Genomic DNA, 24153 nt, shown 5'->3' with positions numbered 1-24153 from the left:
TTGATGATCTAAAACAAAGTATGCTACGATGGTACCAGTTTATAGGTACACCCGTGTATTAGAAAGATTAAGGTAGAAAAAGACTCCGAATAGGGTTGGGTGAGAAGATGCGTGGAAAAGTAACGTTGCAAGAAATTGCGGATGCGGCGGGCGTTTCAAAGTTCGCTGTTTCGCGTGCACTGTCAGGCAAACCCGGTGTAAGTGAAGAGACAAGGGCGGTTCTGGTCAAGCTTGCTGCCCAGATGGGCTATTTTCGCAATCATCCCAAAATGACAGGGGTAGAGCCTCGGGACACAGATCCCAGAGAATGGTCGGGTACCGTGCTAGTGTTATTTCCGAATATTAGGTACCAGAACAGGGAATCCAGGTACTGGGGGCCTGTATTTGAAGGGATTTCCGAGCGTCTGAACCGTAAGGGTATGGATATGATCACGTTAACGGAGCCCTCGACTGAAGATACGTTTTCTCTACTGAACCCGGAGGCGATTAAAGGGATTATCACAGTAGGAACGATTTCAACTTCGTTGTTGCTGAACATTTATCGGATGGGTATTCCGGTCGTTATGGTAGATCATTGGGATTCTGCATTTTTAAGTGATACGGTGTTTACAGATAATCGCACATGCATGAGTGAATTAATGAAGGACTTGCTGTGCAGGGGCTATACCCGCTTTCAGTTTGTGGGTCATATTGATGACGCTCACAGTTTCTACGAACGCTGGGAAGCTTGTCGTTCCACACTGGAAATGAGCGGAGTAGAATTGCGGCAGAATAAAGCCCTTCTTCACGGAGGAGCGCAGGCGCTTGCTGAGGAAATGGACAAGTTGTCTGAGGACGAACTGCCTGAGGTTTTTGTATGTGCTAATGATGTGACTGCTGCGCAAGTCGTGGATGTGCTGAAAGAAAAGGGGATTGACGTTCCGAGGCGTTGCGGAGTGACCGGGTTTGACGATACGAATGAACAAATGCCGATTTATGCCACGGTGAGAGTGGATAAGGAATTGCTGGGAATGCGTGCAGTGGACCAGTTGTTGTGGCGCATAACGAACCCGGACTCGCCTGTCGAGAAAAAATTGCTACATGCTGAGCTATTCGTACGGGAAGTTCATGCACCCCGGATCAGTCGGGAAAATGATGACCGTGAGCGTTCCATCAGCACAATCACATATAGTTAATGTCCAGATACGTGTTATGACACCATACACCGTGGAGACGAAGGAGGTCGCTTTTAGCCTGTTTAGGGGCAGAGGGCGACTTTTATTTTGTATTTTGTCATTTGTTCCAAAAAACAATTGACTAATTTGTTAGCTTGATGTTATTTTTGTTATGTTACTGATGAATCCAGATGTTCCCAATCATGCTTATAGGGAGGCTTGTGACGATGGTTAATGTGATAGGGTTGGATGGCTGGAGGTTTAGGGAAGCACAAAGTGATGAGTGGCTCAGCGCGAAAGTGCCGGGTTGTGTGCATACCGATCTTTTACGACATGGCAAAATTCCTGATCCGTTTATCGGTATGAACGAGATGGAGGTACAGTGGATTGATAAGCAGGATTGGGTATATGAAGCCCATTTTGAGATAAATGCAGATCAGCTTCAATGTCAATGTGTAGAGTTGGTGTTGGAAGGTCTGGACACATACGCGGATGTAAAAGTGAATGGTCAATCTGTCTTGTCAGCCAATAATATGTTTCGGGTATGGAGACAAGATGTGAAGGCATTTGTTCAGCAAGGGGAAAATCGGCTGGAAATCAGTTTTCGTTCTCCGATTGCTGAAGATGTACCCAAGCTGGAAAGCTTAGGTTATGGACTCCCTGCACCCAATGATCAGTCCGAGATAGGTGGTTTGTCCGACAAAAAGGTAAGCGTTTTCGCACGTAAGGCTCCCTACCACTATGGTTGGGATTGGGGACCGAGGCTGGTGACGAGCGGTATCTGGAGAGAGGTCCGGATCGAAGCGTGGTCGGGTCTGATCGTGAGAGACTTGTTTATTCGACAGGACGAGGTGAATTCGGTAGGGGCTAAACTCATGGCAGTGGTAGAGATCGAAAATGCAGATGAGATTAGAGATGCCAAGTTGCGTATTTCCGCTGACGGGAAGGTGTGGTCCAAGCCAGTTCGGCTGCTGAAGGGGAAGCAGACGGTGGAGCTGGAGCTGGAGATGAAGAAGCCGAAGCTGTGGTGGTGCCGTGGGCTGGGGGAGCCGCATCTATATACGTTTGTGGCCGAATTGGTGGAACAAGAACAAGGAGCTGTAATTGCGGAAAAATCAGTAAAAACGGGACTGCGTTCCATCCGTCTTGTACGTGAACGGGATGCAGCAGGAGAGAGCTTTCATTTTGAGCTGAACGGAATTCCAGTGTTTGCAAAAGGGGCTAACCATATTCCGAATGACAGCTTTGTCACTGAAGTTACGCTGGAACGATATCGGTATGAAATTGCCAGTGCAGCAGCCTCGAATATGAATATGTTGCGGGTGTGGGGTGGCGGTATTTATGAACAAGACGTATTTTATGAGCTTTGTGATGAATACGGTTTGCTCGTGTGGCAAGATTTTATGTTCGCCTGCAGCATGTACCCAGGGGATGAGGATTTTATGGACAATGTGGCACAGGAAGCCGAGGACAATATCAAGCGGCTGCGTCATCATCCCTGCATTGCCTTATGGTGCGGGAACAATGAGATCGATTCTGCATGGGCGCATTATGAAGAGAACGGAGGCTGGGGGTGGAAAAAGGACTACACACCTGAGCAACGGGAGCGCCTGTGGGATGATTATGAAACGCTCTTTCATCGGATTCTACCGGAGGCGGTACACACTTGGTCTGCGCAGACAGCATATTGGCCCTCCTCCCCACTGATTGACCTGACGAGAGATCGGAACCAGCATGCCCATCGGTCTTCAGCTGCAGGTGATATTCATTATTGGGGTGTATGGCACGCGTCTGAGCCGTTTGAGAATTACCATGTCCATGTGGGTCGTTTTATGAGTGAATATGGTTTTCAGTCCTTTCCAGAATACAAGTCCGTTCGTACTTATGCGGAAGAGAAGGATTTGGAGCTGGAATCTGCGGTGATGCTGGCACATCAGAAGAACGATGCGGGCAATCGTCTGATTAAAGAATATATGGGGCGGTACATGCGAGAGCCAAAGGATTTTACAAGTTTTCTTCCCATGAGCCAAATTTTACAGGCAGAAGCAATGAAAGCAGCTATAGAGGCGCATCGTCGTCACAAGCCCTATTGCATGGGAACATTATACTGGCAAATGAATGACTGCTGGCCCGTTGCCTCCTGGTCGAGTATGGACTATTTTGGTCGTTGGAAGGCGTTCCAATATACAGCTAAGCGCAGCTTTGCCGATGTGCTGTTGAGTGCAACAGATACAGAACAGGGGAATAAGGCACTGCATCTGGTCAACGATACACTAGAGCCGATATCAGGTACGCTGCGGCTGACGCTTTTGCATATCCGTAGCAGCCAGGCTATTCATGAAGAGAATGTTAAGGTAAAGCAACCAGCAGGCGGTGCAGGAATTGTACATATACTGCCTATCGACAAATGGCTGAGTGGCCTGAAGCGGGCGGAGCATATGCTGGTCGCGCGTTTGACGCAGAATGGTGAACAGGTGGCCTCTGGTGAAATTTATTTTGCAGACACAAAAGAGATGGATTTACCGCAGGCAAAAATTGAAGTGACAGAGATTCAGGGAAGCGGGGGCAGCAGATTCATGCTGTGTTCGGATGTACTTGCTAGACACGTGTGGCTATCGGCAGAGCAGGAAGGTATTTTCAGCGACAACCATCTGGATCTGGCTCCTGGTATTCCAAAAACAGTGGAATTTTTGGCTTTGCGCAACGGTGCCTCAGTATTTGAGGCAGCTGCGCCGGGTACATTGACAGTACATTCATTGGTCAATTGGATACAAGGTTAGACAGAAGTAAAAGCTTATCCGTCTTTAAGTAGATGATGGATAGGCTTTTTTATAATATAAATTTATTTTATGATATGTAGAGCGTTTTCATAATGTTAATATACATAACAAAAGAGGGTTTTCGACTTAAGTGATAACAGATCATTTGTAAGAAATCTATCTATTTAGCATCTAATTTTGGTAGAATAGGTTCAAAGTATAATCAAATCCGCATTAAAACTGACATCACGAGTATGCTTAGTGTTGAGCGAAGCCCTATAGAGAGGGTCATGAAAGCATTAGGCGGCAGGGGGAGGACATGATGCGAAAGAGCTGGTACAGGAGATTGCTTTTTTCCTATTTCCCGATTTTTATGTTAACGGTGTCGATCCTCATTTTTTTATCCTTCCTGATTGTAAACGAAATATCGCGCAATGAAACTGGAAAGGCGAATCGGATTACAACCGGATTTGTGCTGGACAGTGTGGAGAAGTCGCTGACAAAGGTAGAAATGGACGTATTAAGCGAGGCGGAGACGAACAAGAGCTACAGTTCTTTTCTGAATGGGCAGGCGCAAAGTGGCAGCACGATGCTGTATGGGCTGGTTGGAAGCCTACGCGCGCTTAAGGATAATCATGAACTGGTACATTCCGTTTATATTTATCGAACGAAGGATCACACGGTGTTAACGAGAAGTGGACTTCAGGATGCTTCGACATTCGGTGATTATCCGTATATTGAGCAGGCTCTTCGGTCGGAGGATCGGCAGTGGTCACCTGTGCGGGAATGGACGGAGCCGGGAACACATACGTCAGAACGTGTGATTTCGATGCATAAGCGCCTCCCGTTGCCTTTTGGAGGACAAGGGCTGCTGGTAATCAATATCGGTGTGTATCCGTTGCAGCAAATGATTGGTCAAATGACGAATCCGACAGTTTCCTATCTGGTGATTAATGATGCTAGCGGTCAAACCATTTATCCAGCTGCATCTGGTACAAAAGATGCTGTAAAAGCAGAGGACGGGCAGCAACTGACTCATCTGATGTCCCCCCGGCTGGGATGGAGTTTTGAAAGTGGTATTCGTGCCGGACAGTTGTTCGAGTGGGTGTCTGTTATCTCTTACGTCTGGATTGTAGTTGGATTGGCTGTTGTTATATTAGCGGTGATCTACATTATTTATGTGACCCGCAGAAATTACAGGCCAATTCAGCTGATGATGCAGCGTATTCAACAACTGCCCAGCCGTCCGGGTGAGGAAAACAACAAGGACGAGCTGTGGATGATTGATCATGCGTTGCAAAGTCTGATTCGGCAAACGATTGATTATGAACAGCAGGAGCATGCGAATATACTCATTCGGCGGCGGCAGCTGTTCCTTGATCTTATGGAAGGTACAGGCACCGAAACGGTAGAGCTTCGGCTGAATGATCTTTCTCCTTTTGCGGATGGCGGGAAGAGAGGTGTTACTCTGGTTTATGCTGTCATGGTGGTAGAGTTGCACGATCTGGATCTGCCACAGACAGCAGACGGTAGCAGACGTTTAGAGGATCATGGGGGCGAAGATCAGCGTTTAAGCCTGTCGTTGCTTGGTGTGGTACAGGAACTAGCAGCTACCTATGGATGGCAGGGCTGGGCAGAATGGATGAGTCGTAAAAGAATTTCCATTTTATTGCGGAAAGAGGTAGATGATGGGGAAGGCTTACTGGGTGTGAAGCTGCAAGAAATGGCACAAACAGGCTGTGAGTGGCTGCATGGGCATCTGGGTGTACAGCTCACGATTGGGATAGGCGGCCAGATTCATGAGTTGGCGCATGTTCAGGATTCCTATCGGTCCGCCATTTCTGCTCTGCGGTACCGGTTAACGCTTGGAGTGCGTGATATTGTAACCAGTGAACAGGTTCCGCAGGCTGATGACATTCCATTATACTCCTATTTGCCGCTGATTTCGGAGACGATTCGTTCTTTTCGGCTGGCGAGCCACGATTGGCGTGTACAGCTGGAAGGACTATTTGGGGCAATGGAAACAGACAAGCTGAAGGATGGAGATATTTTAACGGTAATGCAGTGGCTGCAAGAGCTATTGGAACGAGAAATGCGTGAGATGAAGGATGTATCGGGGGCACTGGATCGTTATTTTAACGGGCCGGAAGCAGAACGATGGAAATCTGAGGTCGAGTCTGCTTCTTCATTGGCTGTGATGCATACGCTAATGCTGGAGCACATGACCACTGTGTATCGGACTTACGTTGCCGCCAGTGAAACCAAAAGCTACCGGGCTATGGTTAGCGAAATGAAGCAATATATTGAAGAGCACTATACGAATCCGGATTTATCGTTAAATCATTTGAGTGAACGTTTTGATGTGTCACCTAAATATGCTAGTCATCTATTTAAAACAGAATTTGATATGAAATTCGTCGATTTTTTGACTCGACTCCGTATGAATCATGCCCAGCAAATGCTGTGTAATACGACCGAAACGGTTCAGCATATTGCGACTCAGGTTGGTTATGCCAATTCGATTACCTTTGGGCGGGTATTTAAGCGTGTAGTCGGCGTAACGCCGGGAGATTATCGCAAGCTGAGATTAAAACCGGAGGATTCATTAACAGGGGGAGCGCTATAGGCGCTCGCCTTTTTTGTTTTTTTCATTAAAAGGGGGAGTAAAGCGCGTCAGTTTATGGGGCGGAATTTAGTTTATTGCGGCACAGGTGTTCAAATGCGATACTTATGTCCATATCTTGAACCTACAGGGCGTCAACAGCCGATGTATTGGCAGGCATGATGGCGAACCGGAATGACGGAGGATGGCTATGGCGGACATGTATGTACAAAAGCAACACAGGGATGAGCCGAAGGCTTCCGGCTGGGCCGCAGGCATTGATGTTGGCGGGACGAAGACGCTGATCTGTATCGGCACAGCGGAACAGCAAGTAGTGGTGAGGCATAAATTTCCGACAGTTCATACGAACGATGCCCATTTTTTCTTTGAGAGTCTATTCGAGGAGCTGGAACATTGTCTAAAACAGGAAGGCTTGTCGCTGGCACAGTTAAAAGGCATAGGTATCGGTTTCCCTGGTGTGGTAGATAACGATAGCGGAACGATTACCCACGCCCCGGCAATTCCATGGAGTGTTCAAGATCGTATACATGGCGACAGTACGCATGGCGGTAATGCGCATGAAAGTATACGATCTATCGTTGCACACCGATACAGTGGTCGCTTGGTGCTGGATAATGATGTGAATATGGCTGCTTTGGGAGAACAATGGTTAGGGGCAGCTCGGGGATTACGGCATGTGATGATGATAACGGTGGGAACAGGTATCGGTTGTGGCCTTATTTTAAATGGAGAGATGTATAAGGGAGCCGCAGGCGGAGCAGGTGAAATGGCTTATTGGATTGCAGGCGAGGAACAGGCACGGCAAGCAGCAAAACAGAAAGGGACGGATGAGTTCGGTGTGTTCGAATCTTTAACATCGGGGACGGCAATAACGCGCAGTGTAAAATCAGCACTCGCCTCTGGCATACCAGGTACACACATGATCCGGCTAGCAGGAGGAAACAGGGACGAGGTAGGGGCGAGACATGTATTGCAAGCGGCGTCCGAAGGGGATGTAGAAGCACAGATGATTTTAGAGCCTGCACTAGTGCATATGGCGATGGCTTTGACGAATGTGATCAGCCTGCTGAACCCGGAAATGATCGTTGTAGGTGGCGGTGTAGCAGAAGGTAACACGTATTATTTGGATGAAATTCGGCAAAGAGTAGCCTTATGGACGGATATTCCTTGTACTATTGTACCTGCTGGTCTAGGTAATGAAGCCGGGGCCATCGGAGCATTGGCTACGATTCTGGACAGCTCGGTACGCTAAACAACAGGGAGGTTTCCAGATGGTAGGCTCACAAATGCTGAAGCTACGAAGCTTCTATTTGTTTATTGGCTTGGCAGGGGGCATGTTTAATCCATATTTGACACTACTGCTGGTTCAGAATGGATTGACGAGCAGCAGTGTCGGTGTTCTGATGGCAATTGGTACGCTGGTATCCATTTTGGTTCAGCCGATATGGGGAATTATTGTGGATCAATATCGTCAAATGCGGCTGGTGCTCATTTTGAGTGTAGCGGTTCCGGGAATTATGGCTGTATGTTATCAGTCGGAGCGTTTTGTTCTGATGGCGCTTGTGTATTCCACTATGGCAATATTTACGGCAACGCAGGCGCCGATTGCGGATTCCTATGCGATTGTGGCGGCCAAGAAGGCAGGAACGACCTATGGCAGTATACGATTTATGGCGAGTATAGGCAATGCGGTGGGCGGTTACGCCGGGGGGCTATTTGTATCGCTGTTATCTGTGACTATGATGTGGGTACCTTTTTTGGTGCTGAACAGTCTTGCGGCCCTGACGGCGCTGGCGTTGCCGAAAAATACGGAGGAAGATCTCGTGCTGCGCAAATCGTTTTCGGACGGCATTGGTCAATTGATACGCAACAGGACATTTTTAATATTTTTGGGGGGCAGTTTTTTAGTAAATCAGACGTTAACCGCATTCAACACCTATTTCGTATTGGCCTTTAAGATGTCGGGAGGACTTACGAGTTTGGTCGGGGTTGCTCTGCTGATTGCGTCCATTACGAATGTCCCCTCCATGCTGCTCGCTTCACGAGTGATTCGAAAGATTGGGTTAGAGAGAACTCTTTTGCTAGGGGCAGTCGCTTATATGATTCGATGGGGAATTCAATTAGCTTTTCCCGACCCTACCGTTATGATTGCTGTGCAGGTGCTGCACGGATTGTCATTTGGTTTTTTCTACATTGCAGCGGTCGAGTATGTTTCACATGTAACTGAAAAGGATATGCAAGCGACCGGACAAAGCGTGTTCAATATGGTATTTGCCGGGCTGGCAGGGATTGTAGGTAATTTGTTAAATGGCTTTCTTCTTCACGCTGGAGGGCCGCAATTAATGAACCTGGCGTGTCTGATCAGCGCAACCTTGGGGGCATTAATGATGGTTTATGTATCACGTAGCCGTAAGGATGGGAAAACAGGGAAGGTACGCAAGCTATCCATGAGCCTCCCTTCAGAGACTTCACAGTAGGAGTAGTGACGTTAGTATTTCATTGAAATTAACAAAATGTAGTGTGAGCATCGAATCCCTGATGAGGGTGAGGATGCTCTTTTTTTCGTGCGAAAAACTTTTAAATCACGTGATATGGAACTATAGCTCACACAAAACGAACAAAGAAAATGGTTTATTCACAGGAAAATAGTGATTTTTAATAAGAGTAAGCGCTTCATCATGTTCAGTAATCGCTTTCAATCAACCGGTTTATGATTGGGAAACTAGTTTATTGTCAGTTTTCCTGCGGTCATGTCATACTAAGGCACATCCCGGACCAAAAGGGACAGACTCATGCCGATGCATGAAATGTCATAACCTCCTCCTCAGAAGAGGCGACGAACGGGAAAAGCAGACAAAGGGGTGTTCAGGAATGAGTGGGAATAAGGCTGGAGGAACATTGAAGAAGCTTCGTCTGCTGCTTGCAGCTACGGTTGCACTGTCGGTTGTATTGAGTGGATGCTCGTCGGGTGAGGCGGACAAGGCTTCGACCGCTACCGGAAACAAGGGTGGTTCATTGAAGGTTGAAATTTTTGACAGAGGCAATACACCTCAGGGCTATACCATTACTGACAGCTATTTAACTCGTTATGCAAAAGAAAACTTTGGCAAACCCAACGATATTGATCTGACGTACGTGCCCGTTCAGCGCTCCGAAGAAGTTACCAAGCTGAATGTTCTGATGGCTAGCGGTGGTGATGTACCTGATATCGTGTTCACTTATGATTCCGGAACCTTTGAACGGTATGCGGAGCAGGGTGGACTGACAGACTTGACCCCTCTGCTGAATGAGTACGGCCCAAATCTTAAAAAATTCCTCGGTGAAGATACGCTCAGCTACGGTCAGGTGGGGGGCAAGCAGTTCGCCATTCCCGGCAAACGTACCATCTTAGGGAAATATTCCTCTTTTATTCGTCAGGATTGGCTCGATACGCTGAATATGCCTGTTCCTAAAACGACAGACGAACTATACAACACGCTAAAAGCGTTCAAGGAAAAAGACCCCGGCAAGACCGGCGGTAAGGTCGTTCCGCTGGGAATGACGATGGAGCCGGGGCAATATGATCCGCTGTTGTGGTCTTTTATTAAGCCAGTGACAGATGAGCAGAAATATACGCTAACCCAAGAGCTGGGTTCCCGTGACTATCCAATCCTGCTACCTGGATTCAAGGATGGAGTTCAGTTTATGAACAAGCTTTACAATGAGAATCTGATCAGCAAGGACTTTGGTCTGGATAAGGACAAAAAACAGCTGACTCAGGATATTCAAAGCGGAAATACCGGTTTTTTCAGTGAAGATTACGACAACATCTATTATAACGACTCCGCCTATCCGAATCTGTTGGCTAACCAGTCCGCAGCGAAGCTGACTCCAATGGACCCTTATACCAACAGTGAGGGTAAGCACGCCAAGCCAGAATTTGCATCCAATGGACTCTACATTATGGTACCTAAATCCAGTGAGCATGCGATTGAGGCGATCAAGTATCTCGACTGGATGTCTTCCGAGAAGGTGCTGCTTGATATGCAAAATGGTGTGGAAGGCGAGAACTATACCTTGAAAGACGGAATTCCAGTTGCCAAGGAGAAACCGACACAAGAAGCGCAGGATCGTATCTATAATCAGGGTGATGTGGTCATTATTGCGAATGGCAAGATTGCAGGAGACGATAACAAAAACAAGGAAGCCTTTGTTTTGGGCATGCCGTCCCAATTCCAAGAGGATGTTCGCAAGGCGATGGATATTTCCAACACGGACACAATTTCACCAGTGAAATTTGACCATCCGATTAAAGCCGAGTCCAAATACAGTAACTCATTGCTGGATAAGTTTGACGAAATGGTCGTTAAATCCGTGATGGTGCCTCCGGCGCAGTTTGATGCAACATTCGAAGCGGCGTTGAAGGATTATATGGTGAGCGGTGGTCAAGCGATATTGGATGAGCGTACCGAAGCTTATAAGGCCATGACAGGCAAGTAAGAAGGCGGAAAGTAAAGGAGGAGACAGCGCATGAAAGGGAACGTTTACTTCCGCAGATATTGGCAATTATACGCGTTGCTTGTGCTGCCCCTGGCCTACTTCATTGTGTTCAAATATGGTCCGATGTGGGGAGTACAGATCGCGTTTAAGGATTTCAACTTTTTTCAGGGAATTACAGGGAGTGAGTGGATCGGGTTCGATGCGTTTAGAGAAGTGTTTCGTATGGATGATTTTTATCGAACGCTGCGCAATACCATCGTGCTAAATCTGCTTGATTTGCTGGTATCTTTTCCAGCACCTTTAATCTTGGCGATTTTGCTCTATGAAATGAAAGTAGTCTGGTTTAAAAAGCTGTCACAAACGATTTTGTACGTTCCCCATTTTATTTCGTGGGTGATTATTGGCGGGATTGTGTACCAGGTGTTTGGTACGCAGTCCGGCATGATCAACAATGTGCTTACTTCGCTCGGGTTTCAGGCGATTCCATTTTTGACAGATAAAAATGACTGGGTACTCACCTACCTGCTGACAGGAGTGTGGCAAAGTGCAGGCTGGGGAACGATTTTGTACCTCGCTGCCTTGACCGGGATTAACCGGGAATTGTTCGAAGCTGCCGAGGTAGATGGTGCAGGACGCATGAAAAGAATTTGGTATATTACGATCCCTGGCATGAAAACGACAATTGCTACGCTGCTTATCATTAATTTGGGTAATATGATCACTATTGGCTTTGATCGTCCTTATGTAATTGGAAATGTGGCGGTTCGAGATTATTCCGATGTACTTAGCACGTTCGTGTATCGCATCGGGATGGAATCCGGGCAATATACGCTGGCAACGGTGGTAGGCCTGTTCCAAGCTGTGGTTGGTCTCATCTTCGTATTAGGAGCTAACTATGCCTCCAAGAAACTGACAGATGAAAGTATTATGTAAGGGGAAAGGAGCTGGCATCTGATGAGTGAACGTACTGCAAATCGCACCTTTGATATCGTAACCACCGTGTTAGTGGCTGTGGCTGTACTACTGTGCTTGGCCCCGTTTATTCACATTTTGTCTATTTCCTTTAGCTCGAACCGGGCCATTACATCCGGGGAAGTTACTTTGTTACCAGTAGAGTTCAATTTGAAGGCATACGGAAAGGTCTTTTCTGATATGAGCATGATCCGTTCGCTCGGGTTTACAGTTATGCTGACGCTGATCACGACAGTGCTGAGTATGTTAATGACAATTATCGCAGCATATCCATTAACAAAGAAACACCTAAGAGGTCGTAAAACGATTATGTTCATTATTGTAGTAACGATGTTTTTCAGCGGCGGCATCATTCCTGAATACATTCTGGTGCGCGACTTACATTTGTTGAATAATATGTGGTCCCTTATTTTACCAGGGCTGATCAGCCCGTTTTATCTGATTATTTTGATTTCCTTTTTTAATGGGATTCCAGAAAGCTTGGAAGAAGCAGCAGAAATCGATGGCAGCAGCCAGTTCGGCACTTTGCTTCGGATTGTACTACCGCTGTCCTTGCCTGTGCTGGCGACATTAAGCCTGTTTTACGGTGTTGGCCGTTGGAACGGATTTCAGGATACGCTGATGTATATTCAAAACCCCGATTTGTTCCCGTTACAGCTCAAGCTGTATCAAATGATTCAAAATAATATGGTATCCGAGCTAACCAGGCTGGAAGGAGCCAGTGGCGCGAGAATTACGCCCGAAGGGTTGAAGGCAGCAAGTGTCATTTTTGCAACGGTTCCAATTCTGCTAGTGTATCCGTGGCTGCAAAGATATTTTGTCAGCGGCGTGATGGTGGGAGCGGTGAAAGGGTGATGATAATGAAGGCGAAGGGGGAATATTCCTTTTCCACCTGTTGGAATATTAAAAAGCATACGGTCGGCCGAGAACTTGTAGAGGAAATCCGTCAGTTGGGCTTTAGCAGGGTGGAGTTGAACTATAACATTACCCGGGAAATGCTGACGACGATTGAGCCTATGATTGAGCGGGGAGAAATCGGCATATCGAGTGTGCATAATACATTTCCTCATACACCAGACCCGGATTACGGCACGGATTCCGTTCTGCTCGGGTTTGACGATGAAAGCAAGCGACAACGTGCGATAGAGCTGTTGGTGCAATCTGCGGAATATGCGCATCGTTATGGTGCAAAAGCGGTAGTTGTGCATCCCGGAGAGGTTCCATTTCCATATGATATCAGTGAGGAACTAGAGGATATTTTCAATGAGCAGGGCAGGGATTCTGCTGCTTATCAAACGTTGTGGGGCCAAATGCTGGAGCGTCGGAATTCACTGAGTGGGCACTATGTACAACGCATCCGTGATAGTCTGGAAGAGGTGTGTGACCGCATCGCATCCAAGGGATATGATGTAGCCATTGGCATTGAAACGCGTTCACGTTGCTATCAGATGCCTACGTTGCAGGAGGCAAAGACGATTATAGATCGTTTGAAGGGTGCACCTGTCTATCTGTGGTATGACATTGGACACGGTATGATTATGGACCGAATGGGACTGTACGACAACGCCAAGGAAGCCAATGAAATGATCGACTATATTCTCGGTGTTCATATTCATGAAACCATTGGATTATCTGATCACTGGTGCCCTTATATTCATAGCGGTGATCTGGAGTTCTTTGATCGTTTCGTGAATATTATCCGGCAGGCCCCTATTAAGGTTTATGAGCTGAAAGCAGCTTGTCAGCCGGAGGATATTGAACGTAGCCATGAGTTGCTGACAAGTAAGATAGCGAAGCTTCAGCCGCAAGGATGATAAACGATTATGCATATTACAGGGGTTGAGAGGAATGTATAGTAAAATCGTAGCGATCAACGATGCCTGGGTAAAACCAGGTATGGACCATCAGGTGCTGGATGCTGACAGCCGTTATTACGGCGGAGTGACTGATGATGAGAATGGAATCGCCTGGCCTAATCATTCGGTCGGTACTCCTGCCGCAATGGCGATCTGGGCGGCAGCGCTCGTCAATCCGGATTCTGCATATTATCGGAATGAGGATGTACTCATCCGACTGGAGCTGGCTGTGCAGTACATGCTACGTGTGCAGCATGAGGACGGTTCTATTTCACCGGGCTGGACCAATTTTCACTCGCCACCGGATACAGCGTTCGTGGTGGTAGGCTACGCCCAGGTCTATCAGCTGCTGGTTGGTGACGACTGGCTGGAGCTGCGTCGGGTGATTGATGCGATCCGCTTGTTTCTGGAGCGGACGATTCCGGTCATGCTGACCGGAGGTTGCCATACGCCAAATCACCGTTGGGTATTGTGTGCTGCGCTGGGATTTCTACATGAGCTGTTTAATCTACCCGAGGCACTCGTGCGGGCCGAGGCTTGGCTAGCCGAAGGGCTGGACGGGACACCAGATGGCGAATGGACGGAGCGCAGCAACGGAATTTATAATGCCGTTAGCGATATTATGCTGATTCATGCTGCCCGATTATTAAAACAGCCGGAGCTACTAGAGTCGGTGCGCCGTAATTTACGCATGATGGTGTACCTTGTCCATCCTGATGGCGAAGTGGTCACAGAGTATTCAGGGAGACAGGATTTTGGGGTGATCCTGAACTTATCTTCTTATCTTCTACCATATGCCATGCTGGCTACAGAGGATGAGGACGCTATATTTGAAGCGATGGCTGTCGCCGCTATTCAAGTCATGGATCATCCTGGCGGTGCTCCTATCAATGCGGCTGTGCGCTTTTTACTAGATCCGCGTTTGCAAACTCGTAAAGTATCGCCAGCTACATTACCTGTCACCTATAACCAACTACTGAACGGAGACTTCCCAAGGGCTGACTATCTGAGTCGAATGGATGAGGCAGGCCATCACCAGCAGATTTATCATAGCCGACTGCATACGGACTTTGGAGCGCCAGTCGTTCGATATCGGCAGGAGGATACCAGTGCCACACTGATGACCGAGGCTTCATCGTTCCTATCGTTGCGACACGGAGATGCACGATTATTGGCGGTTCAGGCTGCATCGTATTTCTCGCCTGGTTTTGTACCCATGCAGAAGCTGACAGCTCACGAACATGGTTGGACTCTGTCGGGCACACAGGTCAAAGGTTATTATGGCCCTGTAGCGACCTTAGATCTGCCGCCTACCTCGCAGGAGGAAGTCAGTCCGTGGTACTTGCTTCCGCATCACAAACGGCCATTAACCCATGAACAAAAGCATGAAATTCGGGTCGATGTGGATCGTCAGGGTGATGTGTGGACGCTTCGTTTTCGCTCAGAGGGTCCAGTAGATTGCATGACACAGATTCGATTTATTTTTGGGCGCGAAGGACGCTTCACTTGCGGGGAATATCGGCTGGTTAACGAAACGATTCAATGTTGGACTGGCGGTATGGCGCGCTATGAATCTGGGAATGCGTGGTTTGAGTTGATGGGAACAACCGTAGAGCATATGGCTAATTCCGTAAGGGGAGCCACTCTCCCCATGGATTGCCATACATTGCTGGTCAACTGGATGGCTCCGTTTGATCAGACGATCCACATTCGTATGTCGCCTTTACCTGTGAGTGAAGTCTAAAACACAGTAAGCATCTATTTTTCGGGGATGAGGTCAATTCCCGGAGAACAGATGTTTTTTTATGTTCATTTATGTAGAGGTAGAGCGCTTCCATTGAGCTTGAAGCCATTGTGGTGTACACTGTCCAGAACAGGTGTAAATTGGAACGTCAGGAAGGCAGGACGGTTACAAGGAGGAAAGACACATATGTATGCCCGTTTAAGATCGTTAAATTATCCACTAAAACTCTATGTTTTTTTAGCACTGGCCTTATGCTCCGTAATCAGTACATTGTGGATCATTAACGTGCGACTGCCCTCAGGGGGCCGCCCTTATCTTTTTATTTGGTGGAATATGATGTTGGCCTGGATTCCTATGCTGTTGACGCTACTGCTTGATGTAATGTACAGCTCGTGGAGGCGGGGAACAAGGACATTTTTACTCTGGGTTACGGGGGCGGCATGGCTTTTCTTTTATCCCAATACACCCTATTTGATCACAGATTTGCTGCATGTATTCGCCAGATATCCATTTCTCGGGGAGCAACGTTTCTGGGGAAATCCGTACTTTTGGAATCATGTACTGGGAATGCTGCTGGTAGCCGTACTTGGCCTGACAATGGGTTTTGTATCGCTCGAATCCGTACGACAATTGGTACAGCGTGCACGTGGTGGGCTTGTTAGTTGGCTGTTTATGTTGGCGGTACTCTTGTTGAGCAGCCTGGGTATTTACATTGGCCGTTTCTTTCGAGGGAACACATGGGATATTGTTTCTGCGCCCTCTCAACTGTATGCACAGGTATCTTCTATATGGGCAGACTCCTTGCAACGTACTCATTTTGTGGAGTTTAGTGGGATGGTATTTGTTATTTTGCTCGTCAGCTATGTATCCACGATGTGCGTAGTCTGGATGGGGAACAACCGCCAGGACGAATGGCGTCGCTGGTGATTTGATTGCAGCTGAGTGGCTGGATATCATCAAAAAATTGTAAAAACAAAGGAGGAGTAGCTACAATGAACGGACAGAATCGATCCGATATTCGCGCTGGTCTTCAGGTAGATATTGTACTTAAAAAGGATCAGCCTACCGGTAAGCTGACGCGAGGAACGGTGAAAGATATTTTGACCAATTCCCCGCGTCATCCGCATGGAATCAAAGTGCGTTTGGCAGACGGACAGGTTGGGCGTGTCAAACATATCGTAACGAACGAAGGCTAGAGCTTTGGGCTGAGGAGGAATGAAGATGAACCAGGCAACGGCATGGTCTAAAAATGATCGCTACCCGCTTGTTTTACTTGTATTGCTGGCGCTTGCCCTCATTTGGTCCTTGATTCGCCCGGTGGATTATTTTACATGGGTACTGGAAGTTCTACCCGCGGTTTTGGGAGCTGTGCTGCTGACGGCTTTGTACCGTAGATTTCGGTTTACCAATCTGGTATACACCCTAATCTGGCTGCACGCATTGATCTTGATTGTCGGTGGACATTATACCTATGCCGAAATGCCACTGTTCAACTGGATCCGGGATACGTTCGGACTGGAGCGCAATTATTATGATCGACTTGGGCATTTTGTACAAGGTTTTGTACCTGCACTCATTGTCAGGGAAGTGCTGTTGCGTAAAACGGCCTTGGGAAGCGGGAGCTGGCTCACTTTCCTCACGGTTAGTGTGTGTCTTGCGATCAGCGCTGTGTACGAGCTGATTGAGTTTGCTGTAGCCAAGGCAACCGGAACGGCAGCAGAAGCCTTTTTGGGCACACAGGGAGATGTATGGGATACCCAATGGGATATGCTTCTTGCGTTCATCGGTGCCTTGACCGCAGTGATTTTGTTGAGTGGGGTACATAACAAGCTGCTGAAACAATTAAGGTATTAGCAGAATTTATTTACCTCGCTTTTATCATGCTATCTGGAATTTCGCTGTTTTTGAAGGCTACATTCGCGTCATGGGACGGCTGTCGAGGTGTAGGGTTGCTGCGTCCATATAGCTGTCCAGTAGCCGTTCAAAAATACGGTCCCACGTCTGCTCCAGGCTGTAGGCTCTACCCGCTCTGGACATCGAATCGCGAAGTGAGGCATCCTCGTACAACAGGTGTACAGCTTTGGCAAAGGCAGCGGCGTCCCCAGAAGGACACAATAGCCCTGTTTTTCCATGGATTAGATTATCTTTTACCCCGCCTTCATTGGCACCGACCACAGGTGTACCGCTCGCCATAGCCTCCAGTACAACGTTGCCGAAGGTTTCCGTGGTGGAAGGGAAGAGAAATACGTCGGCTGCGGCGTAGAGTTCAGCTAATTCCGGCCCTTTCACAAAACCAAGCCAGTGGACTGCATGCTCCGGCACCCCTATATCCGCTGTAGTTTTGACCTTATACAATGGACCATCTCCTGCAATGACCAGCACAGAGGCTGCGCGGACGTCGTCGGGTAACTGAAGATAGGAATCCAGTAACGTGTCTATCCCCTTTTCCGGTGCAAGCCTGCCCACATACAAAATAACAAATGCATCTGCATGAACGCCCCATTTCCTCCATACTGCATTACGGTCCACCTTTGGTTGAAATCGGTCAGTATCAATGCCTCTACTCCAGATTTCGAGCTGCCCCATTCCTTTATTGCGCAACAATTCCATGGTTGATTGAGAAGGGACATACACCCTTTCGCAATGTCTGTGAAACCAGAGCATGTATTTCCATAACGCAGGTTCAAGCCAGCGAAGCTTGTAATATTCGAGGTATTTATCAAAGTGGGTGTGATATGAGGCGACAAGTGGAATATGGTGTTTGGATGCGTAGCTTGTTCCATACAGGCCAAGGTTAAACGGAGTAGCGACATGAATCAAATGCGGGGAAAAGGCTGACAGACGCTCGTTGATCTGTTTGGCGTTGGGGATCGCAAGTCTGCATTCCCGGTACAATAAAAAGGGAATACTCCGAAATCGCTCCACACCCGGCCCAGAGGGCAGATGATGGTCTGCCTCCGGTGCGAAGACGAGCGTAGATACTCCATGTGTCTCCAGATAGCCAATCCATCGTTCCAGGGTCAGAGCAGCGCCATTCACGTCAGGCGTATACGTGTCCGTAAATAATGCAACTCGAAGCATGCCTTCATTCCTCCTCCGCCATTCTCATTTATCCTATGACGTTCCAGGGGAGTCCGCTTGGAGGCTCCGGCTTTTATTGTGTCATGATTTTGTTTACGGGCTTGCCGGGTTTTGTAAAAGCTGGCCCGCGGACGGGCGCTTTTCTCGGAACATTCTGTAATAGACGAGGGAAGACAAAATATAGAAAACACCTGTCATGCTAAATGTGATGGCATAGCCCCAGTAGTTGCCATAAGTTGTAACCAAATAGGCTTGTACAGGTCCCATACCTGCGGTGCCTAGCATCCAGGTCGTCTGGAGAATGGAGTTGGCAATGCCACGATTTTTATCTGACACACGTTCGACGAGAATGGCGGTTTGCAGCGGATTGGCTGCATTCATTAGCGCTTGCCTGAATAGAAAGCTGATGGAAGCGATCCATAGCACGTTCGTAAAGCCTGTAATGAGAAGGAACGGTAGCGAAAGCATTTGGAAGCCAACTACAGCTCTGACCAGTCCTATTCGGCTACTTAGGGTAGGTCCGATCAACATGGAGAGGATGGTCATGAGCTGGCCGAGTGCAATCAGTAAACTCATTGCGCTGAGTGATACGGAGAAGCGGTTCGTAAAATACAAATTAAGATACGGGATGACCAGACCTGAACCTAACCCAAGAAAAAACTGGGCCAGAACAAATTGTCCAATAACCCGGCGATCAGAAGCAGCAGCAGGCGTCTCCGAGTCAGGTATATCGGATGTACTGTGCGGCGTATGTACTTGTTCTGTTTGAGGTGAAGATTCGGCAGGAGCTGGTGCTTCTAAGGTTGCCGTAGTTTTTGTGATGAATAATAGAGGAATAAAAGCGGTCAATGTTGCCATTCCTCCAAGGAACAGAGCAACCCGCAGACTGGATAGCGGTGTGATTCCCCACGTCTGCAGCCCATCTGCGAGTACACCACCCCCGAAGCTGCCTAGGACTTGGGCTGCCAGTACAAGAGCTGAGTAATAGCTGAATATTTTTAAGCGTTGGGCTTTACTTATGCTTTCCGCTAAGAAAGGCACAGCCAGCACCTGAATAAAGGCGGCGAATACACCTGAGATTACGGCAAATACCAACATGCTTCCGCTGGTATCTGTAAAGGTACGGGCGAGAAAGGCCAGGCCGCTGAATAACGCGCCGATGAGCAGCATATTTTTGCGGCTCGTCCGATCGCCCCAAAATCCGACCGGAATGAACAGCAACGCCGTCGCTAGCGCCTGCATGCTGACCACTTGGCCGTTCATATCATCGTCAAAGCCAAGCTTTTGGATATACAGGTTGTACAGCACAGAAAACATTCCCGTACCCATCTGGTACAGCAGATTGGCCATAAAAAACAATCGGATATTACGCGGCCACTTTCGGGGCTCTTCTAACATTTTGCTAATCCATGACACGATGAGTTCCTCCTGTGACGTTGTTGAAAATAAGTTAATTCTGTTGATATGTATTCTATCAGGAACTGTACATTTCATAAATATTCCTGATCTCCGATTGTTTTGGGTAATAATAAAGCATGGACTTTACATTGAATTTTCATTATAGTAATTCGGTATGAATAAATTTGAAAGGTAAGCAGGAGGGATGGCTTTGGCTTTTGGAGCACGGGTGTTAAAAACGGGAATCGCAGTGACGCTCGCCCTTTTTCTGAGCACGCTTTTGAACACCCATTCGCCTGTGGGGGCAGCGATAGCCGCTATTTTTGCCATGCAACCGTCGATATATAGGTCGTGGCGTTATTTTCTGGATCAACTCCAAACAAGCACACTAGGTGCAATCATGGCGTTGCTGGGCGGAATGGTATTTTCGAATGAGCCGATTGCAGTCGGGCTGGTATGTGTATTGGTACTTATGATATGTCTGAAAATAAATATGGCTGATACGGTTGGATTGACACTTGTGACCGTTGTTTCTGTAATGGAAGCCTCAGGGGACTGGAAATTTGCGGTGACCCGCTTTGCACTCACTTTGATTGGGATTGTGTCTGCTTTTGTCATCAATGTTAGCGTTTTTCCCCCGAAACCGAAAAGGCAGTTTATTAATCAGATTCAAAATGTATTTAACAGCATGTCTTTGTTGCTGCGTACTGCCATTTCCGATGAGATTAAGGAGTCTGTCTTTAAAGAGGAAAAAGGAAATCTGGAGGGAGCTATTAAATCGCTGTCGGACAAATATCATTTGTTCGAGGAAGAGCAGAAGAAGCTCAAGCGCTCTAAGTTTAGTCAAACGAGACAAATGGTAGTATACAAACAAATGCTCGGAAGTTTGCACAAAGGATATGAGGTACTGGATGCAGTGGAAAGGCACTATTTCCAGTCTCTACGGCCAAAGGGAACGGATGCTTTTTTTGACAGTCATCTGGAGCTACTGATTCGTTTTCACGAGCATGCTCTACTGAAATTCGAAAATAAGCTAAAACCGAATGAGGACGAAAGTGAATTGTTTCAGCAAGCCAACGGCGAATTTATGAAGCATGCGATTACACGTTTTGACCATTGTCAGGAGGGAATGCTGCGGCTTTCCATTGTAGCTGCGGCGATGTACGACTATGGTCATCAGCTGGAGAGGCTGAGCAGACTGGCCGATCATATTCATCCTGTGGAAGAGAGCAGATAGGCGAATTTCCTAAAAGAAAAGCGACCGCATTCATCAATCAGATGGCTGGTCGCTTTTTTATGTAATGAATTCAATTATGTAAGAACAGGTTAATAGAAGGTTGCCAGAACGCACAAAAAAAGCCCGCTGGTTGCGAACAGGGACTGAACTTGATACAATAGAGGATGCTCTGTTTTATGGTAAAACCATATGCTTAAGTTGTAAATCATACTTCTTTTTATATTATAGCATGCTTCAAAGGATTAGTCAATTTTCCCGGATCAGGGGGATGCCGCGAGTATGCCCGGGTCCATAATAGAGCATAGTTTGTACGCAAGGGAGCCCTGCGTGGAGCAGGAGGAAACGGAACAGGAGCGATGTCAGTGACTACTGAACAGCAATGGAATGAAGAACAACGAAGAGTAGAAGATGTGACCGCAGTGATTAGCGGGCGTATTCGGAAGCTAGAGACAGAGGTTGGTTCTGTGCGCGGAGATGTCGTCGATATGCGTAAAGACTTCTGGGATGAGGTAACGATCAATTTCAGTGAGGCGGATGATGTGGGCGAGACGTCCACCAGTTTGCGTCAGCAGTCTGAGATTTTGTCTGAGCGGGAACGAAGACACAAGCATTCTACAGAGGCGTTAGGTCGTTTGAAAAAGTTACTTGATTCACCGTATTTTGCACGCATTGATTTTGCTGAGGAAGGGCAGACTGCGGAACGTGTTTATCTGGGGATTGCCTCCCTGCTGGATAATCAAGATGAGGAGTTTCTGATATACGACTGGCGCGCGCCTATTTCCAATCTTTATTACGATAACATGCCGGGGCCCGCTTCATATAAGACCCCGGCAGGGGAGATGGAAGGGGAACTCACGCTTAAGCGCCAATTCTCGATCCGTGATGGACAGATCCGTTTTATGTTCGATACAGGGGTGACGATTGGAGACGAACTTCTTCAAGCAGTATTGAGCCGCAGCTCGGATGCTCAAATGAAAAGTATTGTCGCTACCATCCAAAAGGAGCAGAATCGCATCATCCGTGATGATCGAAGTCGGATGCTCATTGTTCAGGGGGCGGCGGGAAGTGGCAAAACCTCTGCTGCGCTTCAGAGAGTAGCGTATTTGCTGTATAAGTACCGGGATCGCTTACGAGCGGATCAGGTCGTGTTATTTTCGCCTAACCCGATGTTCAACAGTTATGTATCGACAGTATTGCCTGAATTGGGTGAGGAAAATATGCTTCAGGCCACGTTTCAGGAATATTTGGAGCGGCGTTTGGGCCGGGAGTTTCAGTTAGAAGATCCATTTGAACAGCTGGAATATGTGCTTTCAGCGTCGTTACAGCCTGGGTATGAAGCCAGGATGGAGGGTATCCGCTTTAAGTCGTCCAAGACATTCTTACACGTGATTACAGGCTACAAGACGTATTTGGAACAGGAGGGAATGCGTTTTAAACCCATCCGCTTTCAGGGACGTGAGGTGGTTTCAGTAGAGCAAATGGCACGCAAGTTTTATGAATTCGACTCTACGGTGCGGCTGGCGAACCGATTGGAACTGCTGCGGGATTGGATGCTCAAAGAGCTGGCCCGCTTTGGTAAGGAAGAATGCTTCGCCCCATGGGTGGATCAACAGATGGATCTGATGGAGCCGGAGGATTATCAGCGTGCCTATAACCGCATGCGCCGTAAATCCAAGAATAAGGGCGATACCTTCGACGATTTTACGCGTGAAAGAGAAATATTGGCGCGTATGGTGGTCAGTGACCGCTTAAAGCCCCTGCGCAAATGGATTAAGGCGCTTCGCTTCGTAGATACGACCCGGCTCTACAGCGAGCTGTTTATGAACGAGACGCTGCTGAGCCAACTGGCGAATCATGCAGAGCTGCCCGTCAGCTGGGGTGAAATTAGTCGACAAACTCTGGAACGAATTCAGGCTGGGGAGTTAGCGTATGAGGATGTGACACCCTTTTTATATTTGCGTGAGTTGATGCTGGGTTTCCGTTCTAATAGCAACATCCGTCACGTGTTTATTGATGAGGCACAGGACTATTCCCCATTCCAACTGGCTTTCTTCAAGCGCTTATTTCCACAGGCTAAAATGACGGCACTGGGTGATTTTAATCAGGCTATCTATGCCCATGCCTCGGTGCTTCAGGATGCAGAGCCATTGTATGACTTGTATGGTGCAGATCAGACCGAAATGATTTCCCTGACACGAAGCTATCGCTCAACACAGGAGATTGTGGAATTTACTCGGGGGATGGTCGCTGGGGGAGAGCACATTGTACCGTTTAATCGTAAGGGTGAGAAGCCTCTTGTAACCGAGGTGCATTCGCGTGAAAAGTTGCATCAACAGATAGCTGGGAATGTCACAGAATTGTTGGCAGAAGGCTATGAATCCATCGCGGTGATTTGTAAAAATGCTGACGAAAGCGCGGCAGCCTACGAAGCGCTGGAAGAAAAGCTGTCAGTGAAGCCAAAATTGATTAAGAAAACAACTCCCGCTTTTGAAAAGGGGATTCATATCATTCCGGCCTACCTGGCAAAAGGCGTGGAATTCGATGCGGTCCTGATTTATGACGGATCAGCGAAACAATACCAGCGTGAGAGTGAGCGTAAGTTATTCTACACCGCCTGTACGCGAGCGATGCATCTGCTGCATATTTATAGCATAGGGGAGATTACGCCATTCGTGAGTTTACGGGATTCGGATACGTATACTCGCAAAGTGGAAGAAAGTGATAGTGTTCTATAGAGAGGACATTGGCAATCAGCTGGGGGCAAATACCTTAGAAACCCATGCGATGCTTGAATAGATGTAGAGTTGGCTGGCATTATGGAGCGTATTCCAGTAACATAAGCAAATAAGA

17 protein-coding genes are annotated in these 24153 nt (G+C 47.6%); 15 read left to right on the top strand and 2 right to left on the bottom strand.

From position 1 onward, the window contains the following. Positions 1-107: 107 nt before the first annotated feature. From NSS66_RS02075 to NSS66_RS02015, 13 genes are all read left to right on the top strand, one after another. The gene (locus NSS66_RS02075; protein ID WP_076156968.1) at positions 108-1175 is read left to right on the top strand and encodes a LacI family DNA-binding transcriptional regulator; all 1068 of its coding nucleotides are present in this window, start codon (positions 108-110) and stop codon (positions 1173-1175) included. 206 nt (positions 1176-1381) lie between these two features. Continuing rightward, positions 1382-3934: a beta-mannosidase gene (locus NSS66_RS02070; protein WP_254348017.1), complete on the top strand. Its 2553-nt coding sequence runs from the start codon at positions 1382-1384 to the stop codon at positions 3932-3934. A gap of 298 nt (positions 3935-4232) precedes the next feature. Continuing rightward, a complete protein-coding gene (locus NSS66_RS02065; RefSeq protein ID WP_081326392.1) occupies positions 4233-6539 on the top strand; it encodes a helix-turn-helix domain-containing protein in 2307 nt (768 codons plus the stop codon). A gap of 187 nt (positions 6540-6726) precedes the next feature. Further along, the gene (locus tag NSS66_RS02060; protein ID WP_340958376.1) at positions 6727-7788 is read left to right on the top strand and encodes an ROK family protein; all 1062 of its coding nucleotides are present in this window, start codon (positions 6727-6729) and stop codon (positions 7786-7788) included. 19 nt (positions 7789-7807) lie between these two features. Then, positions 7808-9013 carry an MFS transporter gene (locus tag NSS66_RS02055; RefSeq protein ID WP_023988092.1) on the top strand — a complete coding sequence of 402 codons (1206 nt, stop codon included), beginning with the start codon at positions 7808-7810 and terminating at the stop codon, positions 9011-9013. Positions 9014-9407: 394 nt separating this feature from the next. Further along, entirely contained in the window at positions 9408-11015 is a 1608-nt protein-coding gene (locus NSS66_RS02050; RefSeq protein WP_028542781.1) for an extracellular solute-binding protein, read from the top strand. 30 nt (positions 11016-11045) lie between these two features. After that, positions 11046-11948, top strand: a complete 903-nt coding sequence (locus tag NSS66_RS02045; RefSeq protein ID WP_025721738.1) for an ABC transporter permease — start codon at positions 11046-11048, stop codon at positions 11946-11948. A 21-nt stretch (positions 11949-11969) separates the two neighbouring features. After that, on the top strand, positions 11970-12842 hold the full coding sequence (locus tag NSS66_RS02040; RefSeq protein ID WP_076156962.1) for a carbohydrate ABC transporter permease: 873 nt from the start codon (positions 11970-11972) through the stop codon (positions 12840-12842). Then, positions 12842-13801, top strand: coding sequence for a sugar phosphate isomerase/epimerase family protein (locus NSS66_RS02035; RefSeq protein WP_034095012.1), 960 nt, complete (start codon positions 12842-12844; stop codon positions 13799-13801). The genes NSS66_RS02040 and NSS66_RS02035 overlap by 1 nt, the downstream gene beginning before the upstream one ends. Positions 13802-13835: 34 nt before the next feature. After that, a complete protein-coding gene (locus NSS66_RS02030) occupies positions 13836-15587 on the top strand; it encodes a hypothetical protein (protein WP_340958375.1) in 1752 nt (583 codons plus the stop codon). A 186-nt stretch (positions 15588-15773) separates the two neighbouring features. Further along, entirely contained in the window at positions 15774-16514 is a 741-nt protein-coding gene (locus NSS66_RS02025; RefSeq protein WP_069080066.1) for a DUF1361 domain-containing protein, read from the top strand. A 65-nt stretch (positions 16515-16579) separates the two neighbouring features. Further along, positions 16580-16783: a YwbE family protein gene (locus tag NSS66_RS02020; protein WP_013309792.1), complete on the top strand. Its 204-nt coding sequence runs from the start codon at positions 16580-16582 to the stop codon at positions 16781-16783. 25 nt (positions 16784-16808) lie between these two features. Then, complete coding sequence (locus NSS66_RS02015) at positions 16809-17441, top strand: DUF2238 domain-containing protein (RefSeq protein ID WP_023988099.1); 633 nt, start codon at positions 16809-16811, stop codon at positions 17439-17441. A gap of 57 nt (positions 17442-17498) precedes the next feature. Here the strand turns inward: NSS66_RS02015 and NSS66_RS02010 are convergent, their stop codons facing one another. Together NSS66_RS02010 and NSS66_RS02005 are read right to left on the bottom strand one after the other, a co-directional pair. Then, positions 17499-18668, bottom strand: a complete 1170-nt coding sequence (locus NSS66_RS02010; protein ID WP_068940598.1) for a glycosyltransferase family 4 protein — start codon at positions 18666-18668, stop codon at positions 17499-17501. A gap of 93 nt (positions 18669-18761) precedes the next feature. Beyond that, entirely contained in the window at positions 18762-20084 is a 1323-nt protein-coding gene (locus NSS66_RS02005) for an MFS transporter (RefSeq protein WP_069080064.1), read from the bottom strand. A 187-nt stretch (positions 20085-20271) separates the two neighbouring features. Here NSS66_RS02005 and NSS66_RS02000 point away from each other — a divergent pair, with 187 nt between their 5' ends. Both NSS66_RS02000 and helD read left to right on the top strand, forming a co-directional pair. Continuing rightward, positions 20272-21303, top strand: coding sequence for an FUSC family protein (locus NSS66_RS02000; RefSeq protein WP_175405266.1), 1032 nt, complete (start codon positions 20272-20274; stop codon positions 21301-21303). Positions 21304-21659: 356 nt separating this feature from the next. Further along, the gene (gene helD / locus NSS66_RS01995; RefSeq protein ID WP_340958372.1) at positions 21660-24038 is read left to right on the top strand and encodes an RNA polymerase recycling motor HelD; all 2379 of its coding nucleotides are present in this window, start codon (positions 21660-21662) and stop codon (positions 24036-24038) included. Positions 24039-24153 lie beyond the last annotated feature (115 nt).

This window comes from Paenibacillus sp. FSL R10-2748, assembly GCF_038005565.1.
GTDB classification, from domain to species: Bacteria; Bacillota; Bacilli; order Paenibacillales; family Paenibacillaceae; genus Paenibacillus; species Paenibacillus polymyxa_B.
This window is presented reverse-complemented; position numbering and strand designations above follow the sequence as displayed.

What these genes read in the sequence shown, in the direction of transcription:
- NSS66_RS02075 (WP_076156968.1), top strand. Translation starts at nt 108, where the DNA reads ATGCGTGGAAAAGTAACGTTGCAAGAAATTGCGGATGCGGCGGGCGTT.
- NSS66_RS02070 (WP_254348017.1), top strand. Translation starts at nt 1,382, where the DNA reads ATGGTTAATGTGATAGGGTTGGATGGCTGGAGGTTTAGGGAAGCACAA.
- NSS66_RS02065 (WP_081326392.1), top strand. Translation starts at nt 4,233, where the DNA reads ATGATGCGAAAGAGCTGGTACAGGAGATTGCTTTTTTCCTATTTCCCG.
- NSS66_RS02060 (WP_340958376.1), top strand. Translation starts at nt 6,727, where the DNA reads ATGGCGGACATGTATGTACAAAAGCAACACAGGGATGAGCCGAAGGCT.
- NSS66_RS02055 (WP_023988092.1), top strand. Translation starts at nt 7,808, where the DNA reads ATGGTAGGCTCACAAATGCTGAAGCTACGAAGCTTCTATTTGTTTATT.
- NSS66_RS02050 (WP_028542781.1), top strand. Translation starts at nt 9,408, where the DNA reads ATGAGTGGGAATAAGGCTGGAGGAACATTGAAGAAGCTTCGTCTGCTG.
- NSS66_RS02045 (WP_025721738.1), top strand. Translation starts at nt 11,046, where the DNA reads ATGAAAGGGAACGTTTACTTCCGCAGATATTGGCAATTATACGCGTTG.
- NSS66_RS02040 (WP_076156962.1), top strand. Translation starts at nt 11,970, where the DNA reads ATGAGTGAACGTACTGCAAATCGCACCTTTGATATCGTAACCACCGTG.
- NSS66_RS02035 (WP_034095012.1), top strand. Translation starts at nt 12,842, where the DNA reads ATGATAATGAAGGCGAAGGGGGAATATTCCTTTTCCACCTGTTGGAAT.
- NSS66_RS02030 (WP_340958375.1), top strand. Translation starts at nt 13,836, where the DNA reads ATGTATAGTAAAATCGTAGCGATCAACGATGCCTGGGTAAAACCAGGT.
- NSS66_RS02025 (WP_069080066.1), top strand. Translation starts at nt 15,774, where the DNA reads ATGTATGCCCGTTTAAGATCGTTAAATTATCCACTAAAACTCTATGTT.
- NSS66_RS02020 (WP_013309792.1), top strand. Translation starts at nt 16,580, where the DNA reads ATGAACGGACAGAATCGATCCGATATTCGCGCTGGTCTTCAGGTAGAT.
- NSS66_RS02015 (WP_023988099.1), top strand. Translation starts at nt 16,809, where the DNA reads ATGAACCAGGCAACGGCATGGTCTAAAAATGATCGCTACCCGCTTGTT.
- NSS66_RS02010 (WP_068940598.1), bottom strand. Translation starts at nt 18,668, where the DNA reads ATGCTTCGAGTTGCATTATTTACGGACACGTATACGCCTGACGTGAAT.
- NSS66_RS02000 (WP_175405266.1), top strand. Translation starts at nt 20,272, where the DNA reads ATGGCTTTGGCTTTTGGAGCACGGGTGTTAAAAACGGGAATCGCAGTG.
- helD (WP_340958372.1), top strand. Translation starts at nt 21,660, where the DNA reads ATGTCAGTGACTACTGAACAGCAATGGAATGAAGAACAACGAAGAGTA.